The organism is Pseudomonas sp. 05N36, assembly GCF_056397385.1.
This window is the reverse complement of the sequence record NZ_JBFTNH010000016.1, coordinates 130,646-146,418: the sequence shown is the minus strand read 5'-3', so window position 1 is coordinate 146,418 and position 15,773 is coordinate 130,646. Positions and strand designations below refer to the sequence as shown.

Genomic DNA, 15,773 nt, shown 5'->3' with positions numbered 1-15,773 from the left:
ACGCCAAGCGTGCGGCCTGTCAGGTTGAGGCCATAGAGGTTGACGCCGAGGCGTCAGGAAATGCAGAAGGCGGCCCTACTCTGATGCGGCGCCGGTGGCCCGCCTGACGTCCGGCAGGGGCGTACTTCAACTGGACGCGCATGCACAGCGGTCGTAATCAGCTTCCGTTCTGCTCATCCGGTGCAGGTGCATATTGCGCAATCCATTTCCGAACGTACTCCAGTACGCGATTCGCACCCTCGACAGTCTCAGCGAGCTCAATCGGTCGCTTGCCGTCCAGATAAGGATTGGGCTGCTCCATCCATTTGAACACTGCCGCCTTGCTGCCTCGTACCGGGATCGCCCGTTCCAGGATCTCCTGCAGCAGTTCCGGTTGCCCATACCAGGACTCAGGTTTGGTTGTCGGACGCTTGCCCTGGATGACTCGGGGCAATTGGCAGGCTGCGAGCTCGTTGGAGTTGATATGCCGGCGAGTCCAGTGAGACAGCTTCACCAAGTCGGTGTTTGGCGGTCGTGTGTGGTCGGTGGTCGGTACAACCACGCCGATCAACACATTGGTGTGAGCTCTCATCATCTCCAGTGCCGGCGCAATGTCCGTGTCGTTAGTGACGATGATCGCATGATCAATCTGCCCTGTGATTGCGTCGTGGTATGCCTGCAGGGCTAGGTTCACGTCGCTTTGTTTCTCCTCGACCTTCCAGGCTTGGATTTCCTGGCATTCGCGGGGAGCCCTGTCGGGATGCTCGGCGTCGACGATTTTCACCTTCATTTTGTTGACAGCGTAGTAGCCTTCGATCAGCTCGATTCGACCGTCATGCAGCTTGCGCAACGCGGTGTGATAGCGCGCCTGAGACGATACAGAGTCGGGAGCTCGGGCAACGGACTCGATGATCTTTGCGGTGAAGAACTTGATCGAGGGGGAGGTAAGCAGGGTCGATTGCCGGATATGGCCATCGCCATCCTTGACTAGCGCGGATGGCAGGATGTGTTTTTCAAAGAGGGGCAGCAGATCCAGCCACTTGTGGGGAGTGCCACGTAAGCAGCCGTAGTAGAAGTTGTATCCGTCGATGTAGATGCGAGTGCGCAGAGGCTCTAGCTCAGGCGTTCCCTGCATTTATCGTACTCCAGAAACGAAAAAACCGGCTAGCGCCGGCTTTTTCCCCCTCCAACCAGATGGTCAAGCCACGCCGGTCATGAGGGTTAGTTGTTGAGCAAAGTATCGCGTAATGAAGGTCGTAATGCAAGGGAACACAAGGGAACACAAGGGGATGCAAGGTCATTTAGCATTAGCAAGCTTGAGTGCACTTTCTGTTCCGTTGCTCCCCAAGCCCATTGATTGCGAGCATGGCAGTTTTCGATTGCAAACCGCTACAGCTACGGTAGGTCAGAAAACCTTAGCGTACGATTTTTTCCGAATTCTGCACGCTCCCCCTTCAGTTGCTTTCAGGCCGCGGGTCTTCGGATTTGGTCTTTGTCCGGGCAGGTCGCGGGGTAAGGACCTTTACCACATCATCAATCACGGCCTTGCTCATTGCCGTCAGATAATGCGCGGCCCAGGCGTGGCGGTCGGTGTCTTTTGCGAAGGCGGCATCCTGAGCAAAGGATCTGGCGAGGAACAGCAGATCGGAGGCCTGTGACAATGCATCAACGATGGGGACGCCGGCACGGACGTTGAATAAGGCCTGGTCCGAGCAGTAGATCAGTGGCGTGAAGCCGATGGTTTTTAGTTCTGAAGTCGCGGACGAATCTGTTTTAGTCATGGTGTTACTCCTGGGTTCAAGGAGCCGCCACATTCGTTTCCAAGCGAATGGGTGACGGCTGTACGCAGGTTGGAAAACCGGGAACCTAGGAACCGGCACGCCCGAAGGCGTCCCACGCACAGCCGCCATAACACACGATTGCAGTCGTAAAAACCTCTGCAGTCATGATGGGGTGCTGTTGCGCTACGGTTCGACGGGTTTCCAAGCCCGATCACTGAATGGTCAGCGACGTCCGGAGAGTATCCCGTCGAAGAAAAGCGCAACAAGGCATCAAAGTGCCCAAGCGCAAGATTCGGAGTTTGCCTACAAGGTCTGCGAGCGTCATCCGATATTTCGACACCTTAAGTAAACGAAAGTAAACGCGGCTTCTTTGGGCGAATGCATAACCCCAAGGTAATGGATATCCCATGTGGGAGCGAGCCTGCTCGCGATGCAGGCGCCTCGATGTGTCAGGCAATCCGAGGTGATGCTATCGCGAGCAGGCTCGCTCCCACAGGTGAACTGTGCCGTCCTGTCGAGCGGTGCGCGACATGAAAAAAGCCCCCATTACCTTGCGGCAACGGGGGCTTTTTGTTGAACTCGGCTCAGGTCACTGTTCTGCGACCTTGTCCTTGTTCTGACGCTTCTCGATCGCATTGACCAGGCGTTTGGCCAGGGCCGGGTAGTTCTCGTCGAAGTGGTGGCCGCCCGGCAGCTTCAAGGCTTCACCCACAGCGGTCTTGTCGGTGCAGCCACTCTCGGCGATTTCTTCTGCGCCGTAGATGCACAGCACCTTGTCGGCGGGCAGCTTGGCCATTTCCGGGCCGGTGTCGGCCTCTTTGCCAGCATTGCCGAGCCAGCCTTCGACCTGGATTTCGAAGCTGCCAGTACGGGCAAAGGCCAGCAGGATGATTGCGTCGACCCGTTGCTGTTCGCTTTCCGGCATGCGGTTGTAGATCGCCGGCAAGACGTCGGCACCGAACGAGTAGCCCGTCAGGATGAAGCGTTTGGTGCCCCACTTCTGGCGGTAGTGCTGCATCAGTTCGGTAAGGTCGATGGCGCTTTGCTCAGGGCTCTTGTGCTGCCAGTAGTAGCGCAGGGTGTCGATGCCGACCACTGGGTAGCCGATCTTCGCCATTTCACCGGCCACGTCACGGTCCAGGTCGCGCCAGCCGCCGTCACCGGAAAGGAACAGGGTGACGGTGTCCTTGGCCTGGCCGGCAGGCACTTCGACCACCGGGATGTTCAGGCCGCCATTGCCCTTGTCAGCACCGACGAGGAGCTTGCGCAGTTCGTTGTTGAGGACTTGCGGCAGGTTGATGTCGTAGTCGCTGATGCTGGTTTCGGCATTGGGTTGATCGCGCACGAAGCCGGCGCTGGTGTCGTCCGGGTTATCGTTCCATGCAACCAGCCAGTGACCGTGAGCTGCGCTTTTTGGCAGCGAGTGGGTGCAGCCGGGTTTTTCCAGTGCCAGGTCTACCGAAACGGCCTGGGACTTGTCATCTTTCTGCTCGGCCAGCCAGCGCCAGGCCAGGATGGCGCCAGGGCCGATACCGCTGACCAGGGTCGCAGGGCCCTTGAGCTGCTGGAAGGCTGCCTGCAGGGCATTGCCTTGTTGGGTGCAGTCCGTGGGCAGGACCACCTGAACGATTTGCGCGGCACCGCCACGGCTTAGGGTCATCAGTTGCTTGTCGCTGAGCTTCTGGTCTTCGTTCACCGCGACAACCACTTGGGCGCGCGGCGTGGTGCCGGGAATGACACGGGTCATTGCCGGGCCATCAACGGGCGTCAGCAGTTCGAGAGTGGGCTCTGGTGCCGGGCGGTTCCAGTACCAGTAACCGCCACCGAGGATCACAGCCAGCACCACCAGAGTGGCCAATACATACCGCCAGGAGCGTTGAATCATCAGCGTTTCACCAATCCAGTCAAGCCGCCCGCAATCAGGGCGGCGGTATCGGCCAGTGCCACCAGCGGATCGAGTCCGGCGGGCACGGCCATGTAACGAGGTTCCCAGTCAGGCTGGAATTTGTCCTTGAAGCGGCGCAGCCCCTGGAAGTTATAGAGCTGCTCGCCACGGCGAAACACCATCGAGCCGAGGCGTTGGGTCAGTGGCGCGCCACGACGGGGTTGCAGACCCGACAGCGGCACCATGCCCAGACTGAAACGTGCATATCCGTGATTTTTATAATGTTGAATCAGGCCGACCATCATGAACTCCATGGTCAGCTTGGGCGCGTCCGGGTGGGCACGCATCAGGTCGAGGCTGGCCAGGTCGTGGCTATACGTCTCGAGCAGGTTGGCGAATGCCACCGGGCGACCTTCAAAGTGAATGATCGCAATCCGGAAGTGCTTGAGGTAATCGTCGCTGAAACGGCCGAGGGAGAAGCCTTTTTCGCGAACGTTCTTGCCGGTCAGCCAGGCATCGGAAATAACCTTGAGCTCTTCCATTGGCGCATGACCCGGTTCGTAGATTTCCAGCGACAGGCCATCGCGGGTGCCACGGTTCCAGGTGTAACGCAGGTCCTTCATCTCTTTGCCCTTGGCCTCGAGATCAAAGCGATGCAGGTCAACCCGCGCTTCTTCGCCCAGCTTGATCGCGGTCAGGCCGATGTCCATGTAGTACGGCAGGTTTTCGGCGCGTACCTGATAGAACACCGGGCGGGCGTGATGAAGGTCGCAGAGGTCACGGAACTGCCAGATCATTTCCGCGCGTTGCTGGGTCGGGCCGATCGGGTCGTACAAGGCTACCAGACTGCGGCCACGACGCGCATACATCAAGAACGCTTCGTCGTTAGGGTGAAACAGTAGCGCCTTGTCACCGGTCAGGGCGAGGCCGCCGTCCGGTTGCGACGAGGCCATCAGGATCTTCAGCGCCTTATCCAGTTCGGCGGCGTCGGGCTGATGAATCACCGGGCGCGCGGTGCGCAGCAGCCAGGTCAGGGACACCACCACCAGCAACACGGCCGCGCCGAGCAGCGAGCGCAGGCCGCGCGGGGCATCGGAATCCAGGGTGAACTGCCACCACAATTGATGGCTGTACGGCACATCCTGATAGGCGAACAGCAGGAGCCAGATCGAGGCGCCCAGCACGCACAGGCTGGCCACCAGGTACAGCGGCGAGAACGGCACTTCGGTCAAGCGGCTTGGGCGGTAGAAAGAGCGACGGAAGATCGCCAGCAGGCTGGCGGTCAGAATCATCAGGCAGGCTTCTTCCCAGTCGAACCCTTTGAGCAGCGAGAGCACGGCACCGATCATCAGCAAGATGGTGGTCAGCATCCAGGCGGCCGAGAGACGGCGGCGCAGACCTTGAGCCAGCAACAGGCAGAGCACACCGATCAGGCTGGCACCGAAGTGCGAGGCATCGACCAGGCGATGGGGGATCAGGAACCCGATGTGTTCCAGACGGGTGTCGATTTCCGGTGTCGCACCGGAGAACAGCAACACCACGCCAGACAGGAACACCAGGATCGCCAGTACCGGTGCGGCCATGCCCGAGGCGGCGCGCAGCGATTGACGGGTGTTGAACAGGCGTTGTGCTTCATTGATCAGCAGCAGGACGCAAGCGACCAAAAGCGGCAGAACCACATAGATCAGGCGATACAGCAGCAGGGCGGCGGCCAGTGGCGCAGCGCCAAGTTTGTCGGCGAAGGCCGCCAGCAGAATCGCTTCGAATACTCCGACGCCGCCTGGTACGTGGCTGAGCACGCCAGCGGCCAGGGCCAGCAGATAGACCAGCAGGAAGGCGCCGAACGGTGGCGCTTCCGGCAGCAGCAGATACAGCACGGTCGCGGCGGCTGCCACGTCCAGTGCGGTAATCACCAATTGCAGGAAGGTCAGGCGACGACCCGGCAAGCGTAGTGTGCGTCGTCCGATGCGAACCAGCAGGTTGTCCGTATACGGTTGTTCTGGCAGGCGGCGGCGGTACAGGCCGATGGCCAATACCGAGCACAGCAGCAGCACGGCAATCGCAATGGCGCCCAGCAACGGCTGTGACAAGTGCAGCGCGGTGGAAGCGGCAGGCAGGTTGCTGAGTGTCGCCAGGGCCGCGAGCGGCGGCAGGGCGCAGCCCAATGACAGGCTGGCAAACAACGTCATGTGGGCGACTTCCGCCGCCCCGAGCCCGTGACGTGCATACAGGCGGTAACGCACCGAGCCGCCGGACAGCAACGAAAGGCCAATGGCGTTACCGATGGCGAATGCGGTGAAACCACCCAGAATCATCGTGCGCGGCGGCAAGTTCACGCCAGCGTAACGCGTGGCCGACCATTCATAGCCGAGCAAGATGATGAAGCCGGCAATGGTTGCAGCCAATGCGCCGAGCAGGGCCGGCTTCGGCACTTCCAGAATCGAGTCGTGCAGGGCGTAGAGATCGAGCTCGCTTAATAGATGGCGACAGGCGATCAACGCGATAGCGAACAATAGCAACGTGACCGCCAGGCCAATGGGCTGACGGTACTTGCTGACCAGATCCAGCCAGTGCAGACGGGTGGCCGTGATTGGTTGTGTCGCTGTGACGGTGTCTTGTAAATCAGACGAGTTGGCGCGCATCAATCACCTCTTGGATTGTGCGCGACAGGATGGGGGTATCCAGCCAAGTTACCAATCCCTGTAGAAAAAAATAATCACAAATATTAACGCGTATCACCGAGCATCGGGGATTACGCACATTCAATCGTAGAGAGGCTTGCCTGCGACTCAGCATAGCCTGATCTGGTGGACTCCGAAGAGCGCCAAAGGTTCGTCATACATTGCCAGATCATTGTTGCGAAAGGACTTTTCTACAGATACAAAAAAGGCCGCTCTTTCGAGCAGCCTTTTTTGATGTTTGGTTGCGGGAGCCGGATTTGAACCGACGACCTTCGGGTTATGAGCCCGACGAGCTACCAGACTGCTCCATCCCGCGTCTGTGTGGCGGCATTCTACAGGCGATCGCCTGAGTGTCAACCGTTAATAGTCCGCTGGGTCAAATTAACGTTAATTAGCTYCAAGCGATTGCTGCGCTCAGGTTAAGTATAAGAAGCGCAAAGGGTTTTTTCCTGGCTCTGGCGACGAGAGGGGGGATGAAAAACAGGCGCGCACAAAAAAGGCCACTCTTTCGAGTAGCCTTTTTTGATGTTTGGTTGCGGGAGCCGGATTTGAACCGACGACCTTCGGGTTATGAGCCCGACGAGCTACCAGACTGCTCCATCCCGCGTCTGTGTGTCGGCATTCTACAGAGGATCGCCGGGCTGTCAATTGCTAATTCAGAAAAATCTGTTCCTGTTCAATCGCTTAGCGTATCAGTCGGGAGGTCGAATAGGGCTTGAGGGCTTGCTGTATAAGGCTTTCAGCTCTATTGGCAGGTTAGGGTCGATTGAGAAAATAAATCCAGTGAAGGCGTTTCCTACCACTAGTAGAGAAGAATCAAAGCACTGGTGCTATATACAGTTGTCAGTGAGATACTGGCGATCCGGTTCGCCCCAGTCCCTTTTCCTTCATTGAACACCGCCTTATATGACGCAGCGCAAAATCATCCACGTCGATTGTGACTGCTTCTATGCCGCCATCGAGATGCGTGACGACCCGACTCTGGCGAGCAAGCCGCTGGCGGTGGGTGGCTCGGCGGATCATCGCGGGGTTATCGCGACGTGCAACTATGAGGCGCGGGCTTACGGGGTACGCTCGGCCATGTCCTCACGGCACGCCTTGAAGCTGTGCCCGGACCTGGTCATCGTCAAGCCGCGAATGGATGCCTATAGAGAGGCGTCAAAAGAGATTCAGGCGATTTTTCGTGATTACACCGACCTGATCGAGCCGCTGTCGCTGGATGAGGCGTATCTCGACGTGTCGGAAAGTACCCATTTTGCTGGCAGTGCCACGCGAATTGCCCAGGACATTCGGCGCCGGGTTTCCAATCAGCTGCATATCACCGTCTCGGCGGGAGTAGCGCCGAACAAGTTTCTCGCGAAGATCGCCAGTGACTGGAAAAAGCCCAACGGATTGTTTGTGATCACGCCGGATCAGGTCGAGGACTTTGTCTCGCAGTTGCCGGTGAGCAAGCTGCATGGCGTCGGCAAAGTCACTGCCGACAAGCTGGCGAAGCTCGGTATTGCCGATTGCCTGCAGTTGCGTGACTGGAACAAGTTGGCGCTGGTGCGCGAATTTGGCAGCTTTGGCGAGCGCCTGTGGAGTCTGGCGCGTGGGATCGATGATCGGCAGGTGCAGAACGACAGCCGTCGGCAGTCGGTGAGTGTCGAAAATACCTACGATGTGGACCTGCCGGATCTGGTCAGTTGCCTGGATAAGCTACCGGACCTGCTGGAAACCCTGAACGGGCGTATGGCGCGGATCGATAGCAGCTACCGACCGGGCAAGCCGTTCGTCAAAGTGAAGTTCCATGACTTTACCCAGACGACGCTGGAGCAGGCCGGGGCAGGGCGTGACTTGGGCAGCTATCAGTTGTTGCTGACTCAGGCGTTCAATCGGGGTGGAAAACCCGTGCGTTTATTGGGGATTGGCGTGCGCTTGCAGGATCTGCGTGGCGGGTTCGAGCAGTTGGATCTGTTTGATCGGTAGGGTCACATCGCGGGCATAAGCATCTACGCATCTATCTGTTCCTACACCCGTAGCAGCTGCCGAGCCTGCGAGGCTGCGTTCGGCTCGGTCCGCGCTCGGTCCGCGCTCGGGCGTAGCGGTCGTAAAGTCCGACAACGCGTTTTTTCAGGTAAACCGCGCATGTAGAATTTGCGAGGACTTCGTCCTCGAACGCAGCCTCGCAGGCTCGGCAGCTGCTACGGGTGTAGGGGGAAAAGACGTGTAGTCACGATACCCGCGATGCTTTTAAGCTTTAATTCGGCCCTGGATCCGCCACCAAACGCCCTGCATCCTTGGTCAGCGACTTGAGAAACTCGCTTTGCAGCTCGGGATCGTTGCGGGTCAGTTCGATCAGGCTTTGTTCCAGCTCGCTGGCTTCTTCTTCCAGACCCAGCTCCGACAGGCGTTTGACCCGGTGTACCCACTGGCTCACTTCGTCGTCTTCGAGGTCGTCGTAAATCAGCGTATGAGCTTCCAGTAACTTGCTGCGCAAGGTGCTGCTGATCGTCAGGGACGAGTCGGTGTGCACATCGTCCTGGGCATCTTCAACAGTAATCTGCAGCTTGCCGATACGATTGAGGTCCTGCTCCGCGAACGGGCTGTCGAGCAGATTCAGGCGCAACACGCCGTTGCGGTCAGTGGTGAGCTCGAAGGTCTGCGTGCCGGCCTTGACCTCTACCGGGCGCTCGCTCCATGGCAGGCTCGAATATTCCATGCGCTTATCACGCTGGACTTCATCGATACCGGCCAGGTTCTGTTGTGCGCGACCATGGGACTGTATGTTCATGAACGGGTTGAGCCCGGCAATGCCTGTGCTGATCCAGTCCTTGGTCATGCTGTCCGGCAGGTTGCCGAGGGCGAACACGTTGGCAATGTTCGCGCCGACACCGCCCACCAAAGCCACCGCGCCCAGCGGAATCTCGTAGACCTTGCGCCAGGGTTGGTAAGGCGTGTAGCGATCGTAGCGCCGGGTGACATCGTACTCGGTGACTTCGAAGGTCTTCTGCTCGTGAATCCGTACCCGGCGTTGCGGCAGCTCAAGCACCTTAGGCTCGCCGACATCGATCTGCAGGCTGTGATCGAGCAGCTTTCGCTCGATGCGTTCCTCGTGCTCGCTGCGTTGTGACATCTGATTGGCGCAGCCGCTGAGCAACAGGGTGCCGCACAGGGCGGCACCACCGAGGCTTAAGGTGTTTCGCTTGAACATGACTTCTCTATCTGGTGTCAGCGGCGGATACGAGCCTGAAGGAACGACAGTACGTCAGCGACCGGCAGCGCTTGCGGCTCGGCCTCGGTACGGCTCTTGTATTCCAGGTTGCCTTCGGCAAGGCCGCGGTCACTGACCACGATCCGGTGAGGAATGCCGATCAGCTCCATGTCCGCGAACTTGATGCCCGGGCTGGTTTTCTTGTCGCGATCGTCCAGCAGTACTTCGAAGCCGGCAGCGGTCAGTTCCGCGTACAGCTTGTCGGTCGCTTCGCGAACCTGCTCGGTTTCGTAGCGCAGAGGCACCAGGGCGATCTGGAAGGGCGCGAGGGCGTCGCTCCAGATGATGCCTTTCTCGTCATTGTTCTGCTCGATGGCCGCAGCCACCACGCGGGACACGCCGATGCCATAGCAACCCATTTCCAGGGTGACCGGCTTGCCGTTCTCGCCGAGCACTTCGCACTTCATTGCTTTGCTGTACTTGTTGCCCAGCTGGAAGATGTGCCCGACTTCAATGCCGCGCTTGATTTTCAGGGTGCCTTTGCCGTCTGGGCTAGGGTCGCCGGACACGACGTTACGCAGGTCGGCAACGGTCGGTACTGGCAGATCGCGCTCCCAGTTCACGCCGAAGTAGTGCTTGTCGTCGATGTTGGCGCCGATGCCGAAGTCGCTCATCAGTTCGACGGAACGGTCGATGATGATTGGCAGTGGCAGGTTCAGCGGGCCAAGGGAGCCGGCGCCGGCGCCAATGGCGTCACGCAGTTCGGCTTCGGAGGCCATGACCAGCGGGCTGGCGACGCCAGGCTGGTTGGCGGCCTTGATTTCGTTCAGTTCGTGGTCGCCACGGATGATCAGGGCAATCAGCTTGCCTTTCTCTTCTGCGTGAACCACCAGGGTCTTGATGGTTTTTTCGATTGGCAGATTGAAGCCTTCGACCAGTTGCGCAATGGTCTTGGCGTTCGGGGTGTCGACCAGTCGCAGTTCTTCGGTCGGTGCGGCGCGCGAGGTTTCTCGTGGCACGGCTTCGGCTTTCTCGATGTTCGCCGCGTAGTCGGAACCGTTGCTGAAGACGATGTCGTCTTCGCCGGACTCGGCCAGTACGTGGAACTCGTGGGAGCCGGCGCCACCGATGGAACCGTTGTCGGCTTCAACCGGGCGGAACTTCAGGCCCAGGCGGGTGAACACGTTGCAGTAGGCCTGGTGCATGCGGTCGTAAGTGACTTGCAGCGATGCCTGGTCAGCGTGGAAGGAGTAGGCGTCCTTCATGATGAATTCGCGACCGCGCATCAAGCCGAAGCGTGGGCGGATTTCGTCACGGAATTTGGTCTGGATCTGGTACAGGTTGATCGGCAGCTGCTTGTAGCTGCTCAACTCGTTGCGCATCAGGTCGGTGATCACTTCTTCATGAGTCGGGCCGGCGCAGAAATCGCGACCGTGACGATCCTTGAAGCGCAGCAGTTCAGGGCCGTACTCTTCCCAGCGACCGGATTCCTGCCACAGCTCAGCCGGTTGAGTGCTCGGCATCAACACTTCGAGAGAGCCGGCGGCGTTCATTTCTTCACGAACGACGGCTTCGACCTTGCGCATCACTCGCAAGCCCATCGGCAGCCAGGTGTACAGGCCGGAGGCGAGTTTGCGGATCATGCCGGCGCGCAGCATCAGCTGATGGCTGACGACGACCGCATCGGAAGGCGTTTCTTTCTGTGTGGCGAGCAAAAATTGACTGGTGCGCATGGTAGGCCGTTGTCGGTTGCTGAAGACTAGAAATGACGAAGCATTGTACGGGCGAGATTTGCTGGCGTACAGGATTGCGGCCGGCGGTGTGGCTTGAGTGCGGAGAAAACTCCGCACTCAAGGCGCTACGACTCTTCGACGGCGGTGGTGGTCTGGGCAGGCTCGGGTGTTGGTGTCGGACCTTCGCGGCGGTTTTCCTGGAACCAGTGCAGGGCAATCAGCAGCAAGGTCGGCACGCCAAGCAGGGTCGTGATGATGAAGAAGTTGTGATAGCCGTATTTCTCCACCATGACTCCGGAGTAGCCGCCGATCAGGCGCGGCAGCAGGAGCATGATCGAGCTGAGCAGGGCGTACTGGGTCGCGGAAAACTTCAGGTTGGTCAGGCTCGACAGGTAGGCGACGAAGGCCGAGGTAGCCATGCCCGAGCTGAAGTTGTCGAGGGAGATGGTGACGATCAGCATCTCCAGGTTGGCGCCCATGTCGGCGAGCATCACAAACAACAGGTTGGTAGCGGCTGATGCGAACCCGCCGATGAACAGAATCGGCAGGATGCCGAAACGCACGATCAGCAGGCCGCCCATGCCGGCGCCTATCAGGGTCATGATCAGGCCGAAGATCTTGCTGACGCCGGCGATCTGATCCTTGGTGAAGCCCAGGTCGATGTAGAACACGTTGGCCATCACGCCCATGACGGTGTCGGACATTCGATAGGTGGCGATCAGGCCCAGCAGCAGAAAGGCCTGCCAGCGGTAGCGGACAACGAAGTCGTTGACGGGCGTCAGCACCGGGGCCAGGCCGCGGCGGCCCATGGTGGAGAGGCACAGGCTGGTCAGGATGATGTAGAGCAGGGCTCGTAGAAATGCCCGATCTTCCAGCAGCAGGTCCAGTGGGCTCATGGCGCCGCTGATGACGCTGGCGAAGTCAGTGTTGTAGAGCTGGGTAAACATCGCGGGCACGGACACCAGCAAAACGATGAGTACGAATACCGATGCCAGTTGGTGCACGAAGCTGTAGCGGCCGGCGGACAGTTGGGTACGCAGCGGCACGGGTGGCTCGCGCATGAGCAGGCTGGTGATTAGCGCCGGGATCATCAGTAGGCCGAACAGCGCGTAGGTGCCGGTCCAGGCCGAGTGTTTGTAATTGAACCCGGTGGAACCGAAGCCTTCGGCAATGAACAGTGCGCCGGCTGTCGCCAGGAGGGCCGCGACCCGATAGCCGGACATATAGCTGGCAGCCAGTGCAGCCTGGCGCGTGTCGTCGACGATTTCCAGGCGATAAGCATCGACGGCAATGTCCTGGGTGGCGGAGGCGAACGCGACCAGAACGGCAATCGCAATCAGCCAGGACAGGTGTTTTTGCGGGTCGCAGAAGCCCATGCCGATCAGGCCGAGGACCAGCAGTATTTGCGCCAGGACCAGCCACGAGCGTCGTCGGCCGAGTTTGCCGAGGAATGGCAGGCGCCATTGGTCGAGAAGTGGCGACCACACCCATTTAAACGCATACGCCAGCCCGATCAGGCTGGCATAACCAATCGTTTCACGGGCCACGCCGGCCTCACGCAGCCAGACGGAAAGCGTTGAGAACACCAGCATGTAGGGTAGGCCAGCGGCGAAACCCAGTAGCAGCAGTACGAGCGTCGAGGGGCTGGCATAAGCAGCGAGCGCGGCGCGCCAGGTTTTACGGGGCATGGGCTGGAGTCTGCCTCAAAATTGCGAAAACAAAGCGCGCACTCTAACCGCTGTGCTCTACCGGGCGCCAGCCATGACGCTGAATATCAACACGATTGTTCAGGATGCTGACACCTTCCGTGCGCAGTCGTGCCCGCTGTTCATCGCCTGAGGGACTTCCCGCTGGCAAACTGAGGCGACCGCCGGCAGCCAATACACGATGCCAGGGCAGCTTGGTGTCGCCGGGCAACTGACTCAATGTGCGCCCCACCCAGCGGGCGGCCCGCCCCAGGCCTGCCAGTTCGGCGAGTTGACCGTAACTCACCACTTTGCCTTCCGGAACCTGGGCCAGGGTCAGGTAGAGCGTGGTTCGGCGCATTTGCGCCGGGGTCTCGGTTTCATGGTTGGGGTCAGTCACGTTGCCGCTTCCTGATGAGGGTGTTGAGGCTGCTTCCAGAGTAAGTCGTCCGTGAGCGAATGAAAATCTCGCCAAATCGGGTGTGGCCCGGTAAAAACAGACGGGCACAAAAAAGCCCCGCTTTTGAGGGCGGGGCCTTTTACTAAATCAGGACAAGTTAGATAACTTGAACTTCTTCAGCTTGCATGCCTTTCTGACCGCGGGTAGCGATGAAAGAAACCTGTTGGCCTTCTTTCAGGCTTTTGAAGCCGTCGGATTGGATAGCTTTGAAGTGAACGAACAGGTCGTCACCGGATTGTGGGGTGATGAAGCCGAAGCCTTTTTCATCGTTGAACCACTTAACGGTACCGGTTTGGCGATTAGACATGGTGTAACTCCTTGAACAAAGATAACTGCGACTCAGGAAGAACCCTGGCCGAGACTGAGTGCAAAGAGCAGGAAAAATTCTTGTAGATGGTTGGATCGAAATTCAACATATCGTGTAGAGATTCTCAGTGACACAAGCAGCACAGTGGCGCCACCTTAACCCTTTTTCCTGAACGTGCCAATGGTCTTTGCGAAGGTTTCTCTGTTTTCATGACTGACGGTGCGCCGTATTGCCGCGAAGGCCCGGAAATCGTGGGGGATCGGCGAGAATTGTGCCCCGGACTTTGAACCGGCGGCGCGCCCCGGTAAGATGCCGGACAGAATTTTTCCACCTCGCTATTCAGGACACCCGCCATGAGCATCAAATCGGACAAGTGGATTCGCCGCATGGCGCAAGAGCACGGCATGATCGAGCCCTTCGTAGAGCGCCAGATGCGTGGCGAAGGTGCCGATCGGCTGATTTCCTTCGGCGTATCGAGCTACGGCTATGACGTGCGTTGCGCCGATGAATTCAAGGTGTTCACCAACATCAATTCGGCGACTGTCGATCCGAAAAACTTCGATGAGAAGAGCTTCGTCGACGTCAAAAGCGATGTCTGCATCATCCCGCCGAACTCTTTCGCGCTGGCGCGTACCGTCGAGTTCTTCCGTATTCCGCGCAATGTACTGACGATCTGCCTGGGCAAGAGCACCTATGCGCGTTGCGGCATCATCGTCAACGTGACGCCGCTGGAACCGGAGTGGGAAGGTCACGTGACCCTGGAGTTCTCGAACACCAMCACGTTGCCGGCGAAGATCTACGCCAACGAAGGCGTGGCGCAGATGCTGTTTTTCGAGTCCGACGAAGAGTGTGAAGTGTCTTATAAGGACCGTGGCGGCAAGTACCAGGGCCAGCGTGGCGTGACCCTGCCGCGTACCTGAGTCAGCCGTCTGACAAACCGTTGGAATTCCTGAGCGGGCGTACACTCTATGGGGTGTACTGCTCCGATGCGCGCAAGGCGCATCGGACCATCGCTCAGGAGTGCTTCATGAAGATCGATCCGCGAATAAGTGCCGAACTGGCAAGGCTTGAGCCCAATCAAGTGGGCCTGCTGGCCTGGTCTTTGCTGGCGCATCCGCCTGTCACGCAGGCCGGCGGAATCCCTGGTCAGCCCGACCCCGATACCCCGAACGAGCAGCCGACCGAACCTGGCGAGCCTGGCGAACCCACCTTGCCGGATAAGCCGCCTCCCGCGCCGGTTGCCTGAATTCCTGCATCGTAATTCAATGGCCTGAGATTGGTTTGATCCCACAGAATCCGGGGCTATTTGAGGTTGCCGCTGAGGAACTGCTTCAGGCGTTCGCTTTTCGGATTGCCGAGCACGTCTTCAGGCGCGCCTTCTTCCTCTACCAGCCCCTGATGCAGGAACAGCACCTGATTCGAGACTTTGCGGGCGAAGCTCATTTCATGGGTCACCATGATCATGGTCCGGCCTTCTTCGGCCAGGCCCTGGATCACCTTGAGCACTTCACCCACCAGTTCAGGGTCCAGTGCCGAGGTCGGTTCGTCGAACAGCATGACTTCCGGCTCCATCGCCAATGCGCGGGCAATAGCCACTCGCTGTTGCTGGCCGCCGGACAGGAATGCCGGGTATTGATCCGCCACACGTGCCGCGAGGCCGACCTTGTCCAGATAACGCCGGGCGCGATCTTCGGCGTCTTTCTTGCTGACACCCAGCACCCGGCGCGGGGCCATGGTGATGTTTTCCAGCACCGTCATGTGGCTCCACAGGTTGAAGTGCTGGAACACCATTGCCAGTCGGGTACGGATTCGTTGCAGCTCGGCTTCATCGGCCACCCGCATGCCATGGGGGTCTTTGATCATGCGGATCGCTTGACCGTCCAGGCTCATGGCGCCGTCGTTGGGTTGTTCGAGAAAGTTGATGCAGCGCAAAAAGGTGCTTTTGCCCGAGCCGCTGGCGCCGATCAGGCTGATCACGTCACCGGTCTTGGCCTTGAGCGAAACGCCTTTGAGCACTTCATGAGTGCCGTAGCATTTATGCAGGCCTTCGATGGTCAGTTTGTACATGG

General features: G+C 59.0%; 13 protein-coding genes and 2 tRNA genes. 3 read left to right on the top strand and 12 right to left on the bottom strand.

Translation table 11 applies throughout. The features are described from left to right. Positions 1 to 157: 157 nt before the first annotated feature. From AC1DIH_RS20075 to AC1DIH_RS20050, 6 genes are all read right to left on the bottom strand, one after another. Positions 158 to 1,114, bottom strand: a complete 957-nt coding sequence (locus AC1DIH_RS20075) for an antitoxin Xre/MbcA/ParS toxin-binding domain-containing protein (RefSeq protein WP_477773008.1) — start codon at positions 1,112 to 1,114, stop codon at positions 158 to 160. A 319-nt stretch (positions 1,115 to 1,433) separates the two neighbouring features. Next, positions 1,434 to 1,760 carry a DUF3077 domain-containing protein gene (locus AC1DIH_RS20070; RefSeq protein WP_477773007.1) on the bottom strand — a complete coding sequence of 109 codons (327 nt, stop codon included), beginning with the start codon at positions 1,758 to 1,760 and terminating at the stop codon, positions 1,434 to 1,436. 589 nt (positions 1,761 to 2,349) lie between these two features. Continuing rightward, entirely contained in the window at positions 2,350 to 3,645 is a 1,296-nt protein-coding gene (locus AC1DIH_RS20065) for a virulence factor family protein (protein WP_477773006.1), read from the bottom strand. Continuing rightward, complete coding sequence (gene mprF, locus AC1DIH_RS20060; RefSeq protein ID WP_477773005.1) at positions 3,645 to 6,287, bottom strand: bifunctional lysylphosphatidylglycerol flippase/synthetase MprF; 2,643 nt, start codon at positions 6,285 to 6,287, stop codon at positions 3,645 to 3,647. The genes AC1DIH_RS20065 and mprF overlap by 1 nt, the downstream gene beginning before the upstream one ends. A 278-nt stretch (positions 6,288 to 6,565) precedes the next feature. Continuing rightward, positions 6,566 to 6,642 (bottom strand) — tRNA-Met (locus tag AC1DIH_RS20055). 214 nt (positions 6,643 to 6,856) lie between these two features. Next, positions 6,857 to 6,933 (bottom strand) — tRNA-Met (locus tag AC1DIH_RS20050). 299 nt (positions 6,934 to 7,232) lie between these two features. On the opposite strand from AC1DIH_RS20050, the gene dinB reads away from it, so the two are divergent. Further along, positions 7,233 to 8,294, top strand: coding sequence for a DNA polymerase IV (dinB, locus tag AC1DIH_RS20045; protein ID WP_477773004.1), 1,062 nt, complete (start codon positions 7,233 to 7,235; stop codon positions 8,292 to 8,294). A gap of 271 nt (positions 8,295 to 8,565) precedes the next feature. Here the strand turns inward: dinB and AC1DIH_RS20040 are convergent, their stop codons facing one another. The 5 genes from AC1DIH_RS20040 to AC1DIH_RS20020 all read right to left on the bottom strand — a co-directional run bounded on the left by AC1DIH_RS20040 (position 8,566) and on the right by AC1DIH_RS20020 (position 13,704). Beyond that, positions 8,566 to 9,519: a hypothetical protein gene (locus AC1DIH_RS20040; protein WP_477773003.1), complete on the bottom strand. Its 954-nt coding sequence runs from the start codon at positions 9,517 to 9,519 to the stop codon at positions 8,566 to 8,568. A 17-nt stretch (positions 9,520 to 9,536) separates the two neighbouring features. Next, the gene (locus AC1DIH_RS20035) at positions 9,537 to 11,252 is read right to left on the bottom strand and encodes a proline--tRNA ligase (protein WP_477773002.1); all 1,716 of its coding nucleotides are present in this window, start codon (positions 11,250 to 11,252) and stop codon (positions 9,537 to 9,539) included. A gap of 125 nt (positions 11,253 to 11,377) precedes the next feature. Continuing rightward, complete coding sequence (locus AC1DIH_RS20030) at positions 11,378 to 12,940, bottom strand: AmpG family muropeptide MFS transporter (RefSeq protein ID WP_477773001.1); 1,563 nt, start codon at positions 12,938 to 12,940, stop codon at positions 11,378 to 11,380. 43 nt (positions 12,941 to 12,983) lie between these two features. Then, positions 12,984 to 13,298 carry an MGMT family protein gene (locus AC1DIH_RS20025; RefSeq protein ID WP_477773053.1) on the bottom strand — a complete coding sequence of 105 codons (315 nt, stop codon included), beginning with the start codon at positions 13,296 to 13,298 and terminating at the stop codon, positions 12,984 to 12,986. Between the two features lie 196 nt (positions 13,299 to 13,494). Next, positions 13,495 to 13,704, bottom strand: coding sequence for a cold-shock protein (locus AC1DIH_RS20020; protein WP_002554837.1), 210 nt, complete (start codon positions 13,702 to 13,704; stop codon positions 13,495 to 13,497). A gap of 353 nt (positions 13,705 to 14,057) precedes the next feature. Here AC1DIH_RS20020 and dcd point away from each other — a divergent pair, with 353 nt between their 5' ends. Then, entirely contained in the window at positions 14,058 to 14,624 is a 567-nt protein-coding gene (gene dcd / locus AC1DIH_RS20015) for a dCTP deaminase (protein WP_477773000.1), read from the top strand. A 107-nt stretch (positions 14,625 to 14,731) separates the two neighbouring features. Further along, positions 14,732 to 14,950 (top strand): hypothetical protein, encoded by a 219-nt coding sequence (locus tag AC1DIH_RS20010; protein WP_216740978.1) that lies wholly within the window; start codon positions 14,732 to 14,734, stop codon positions 14,948 to 14,950. A gap of 56 nt (positions 14,951 to 15,006) precedes the next feature. On the opposite strand, the gene AC1DIH_RS20005 is transcribed toward AC1DIH_RS20010, so the two are convergent. Continuing rightward, positions 15,007 to 15,771: an ABC transporter ATP-binding protein gene (locus AC1DIH_RS20005; protein WP_019692151.1), complete on the bottom strand. Its 765-nt coding sequence runs from the start codon at positions 15,769 to 15,771 to the stop codon at positions 15,007 to 15,009. Positions 15,772 to 15,773 lie beyond the last annotated feature (2 nt).

Bases quoted from the DNA above. Each gene is read 5' to 3' on its own strand.
- AC1DIH_RS20075 (WP_477773008.1), bottom strand. From the start codon at position 1,114: ATGCAGGGAACGCCTGAGCTAGAGCCTCTGCGCACTCGCATCTACATC.
- AC1DIH_RS20070 (WP_477773007.1), bottom strand. From the start codon at position 1,760: ATGACTAAAACAGATTCGTCCGCGACTTCAGAACTAAAAACCATCGGC.
- AC1DIH_RS20065 (WP_477773006.1), bottom strand. From the start codon at position 3,645: ATGATTCAACGCTCCTGGCGGTATGTATTGGCCACTCTGGTGGTGCTG.
- mprF (WP_477773005.1), bottom strand. From the start codon at position 6,287: ATGCGCGCCAACTCGTCTGATTTACAAGACACCGTCACAGCGACACAA.
- dinB (WP_477773004.1), top strand. From the start codon at position 7,233: ATGACGCAGCGCAAAATCATCCACGTCGATTGTGACTGCTTCTATGCC.
- AC1DIH_RS20040 (WP_477773003.1), bottom strand. From the start codon at position 9,519: ATGTTCAAGCGAAACACCTTAAGCCTCGGTGGTGCCGCCCTGTGCGGC.
- AC1DIH_RS20035 (WP_477773002.1), bottom strand. From the start codon at position 11,252: ATGCGCACCAGTCAATTTTTGCTCGCCACACAGAAAGAAACGCCTTCC.
- AC1DIH_RS20030 (WP_477773001.1), bottom strand. From the start codon at position 12,940: ATGCCCCGTAAAACCTGGCGCGCCGCGCTCGCTGCTTATGCCAGCCCC.
- AC1DIH_RS20025 (WP_477773053.1), bottom strand. From the start codon at position 13,298: ATGCGCCGAACCACGCTCTACCTGACCCTGGCCCAGGTTCCGGAAGGC.
- AC1DIH_RS20020 (WP_002554837.1), bottom strand. From the start codon at position 13,704: ATGTCTAATCGCCAAACCGGTACCGTTAAGTGGTTCAACGATGAAAAA.
- AC1DIH_RS20010 (WP_216740978.1), top strand. From the start codon at position 14,732: ATGAAGATCGATCCGCGAATAAGTGCCGAACTGGCAAGGCTTGAGCCC.
- AC1DIH_RS20005 (WP_019692151.1), bottom strand. From the start codon at position 15,771: ATGTACAAACTGACCATCGAAGGCCTGCATAAATGCTACGGCACTCAT.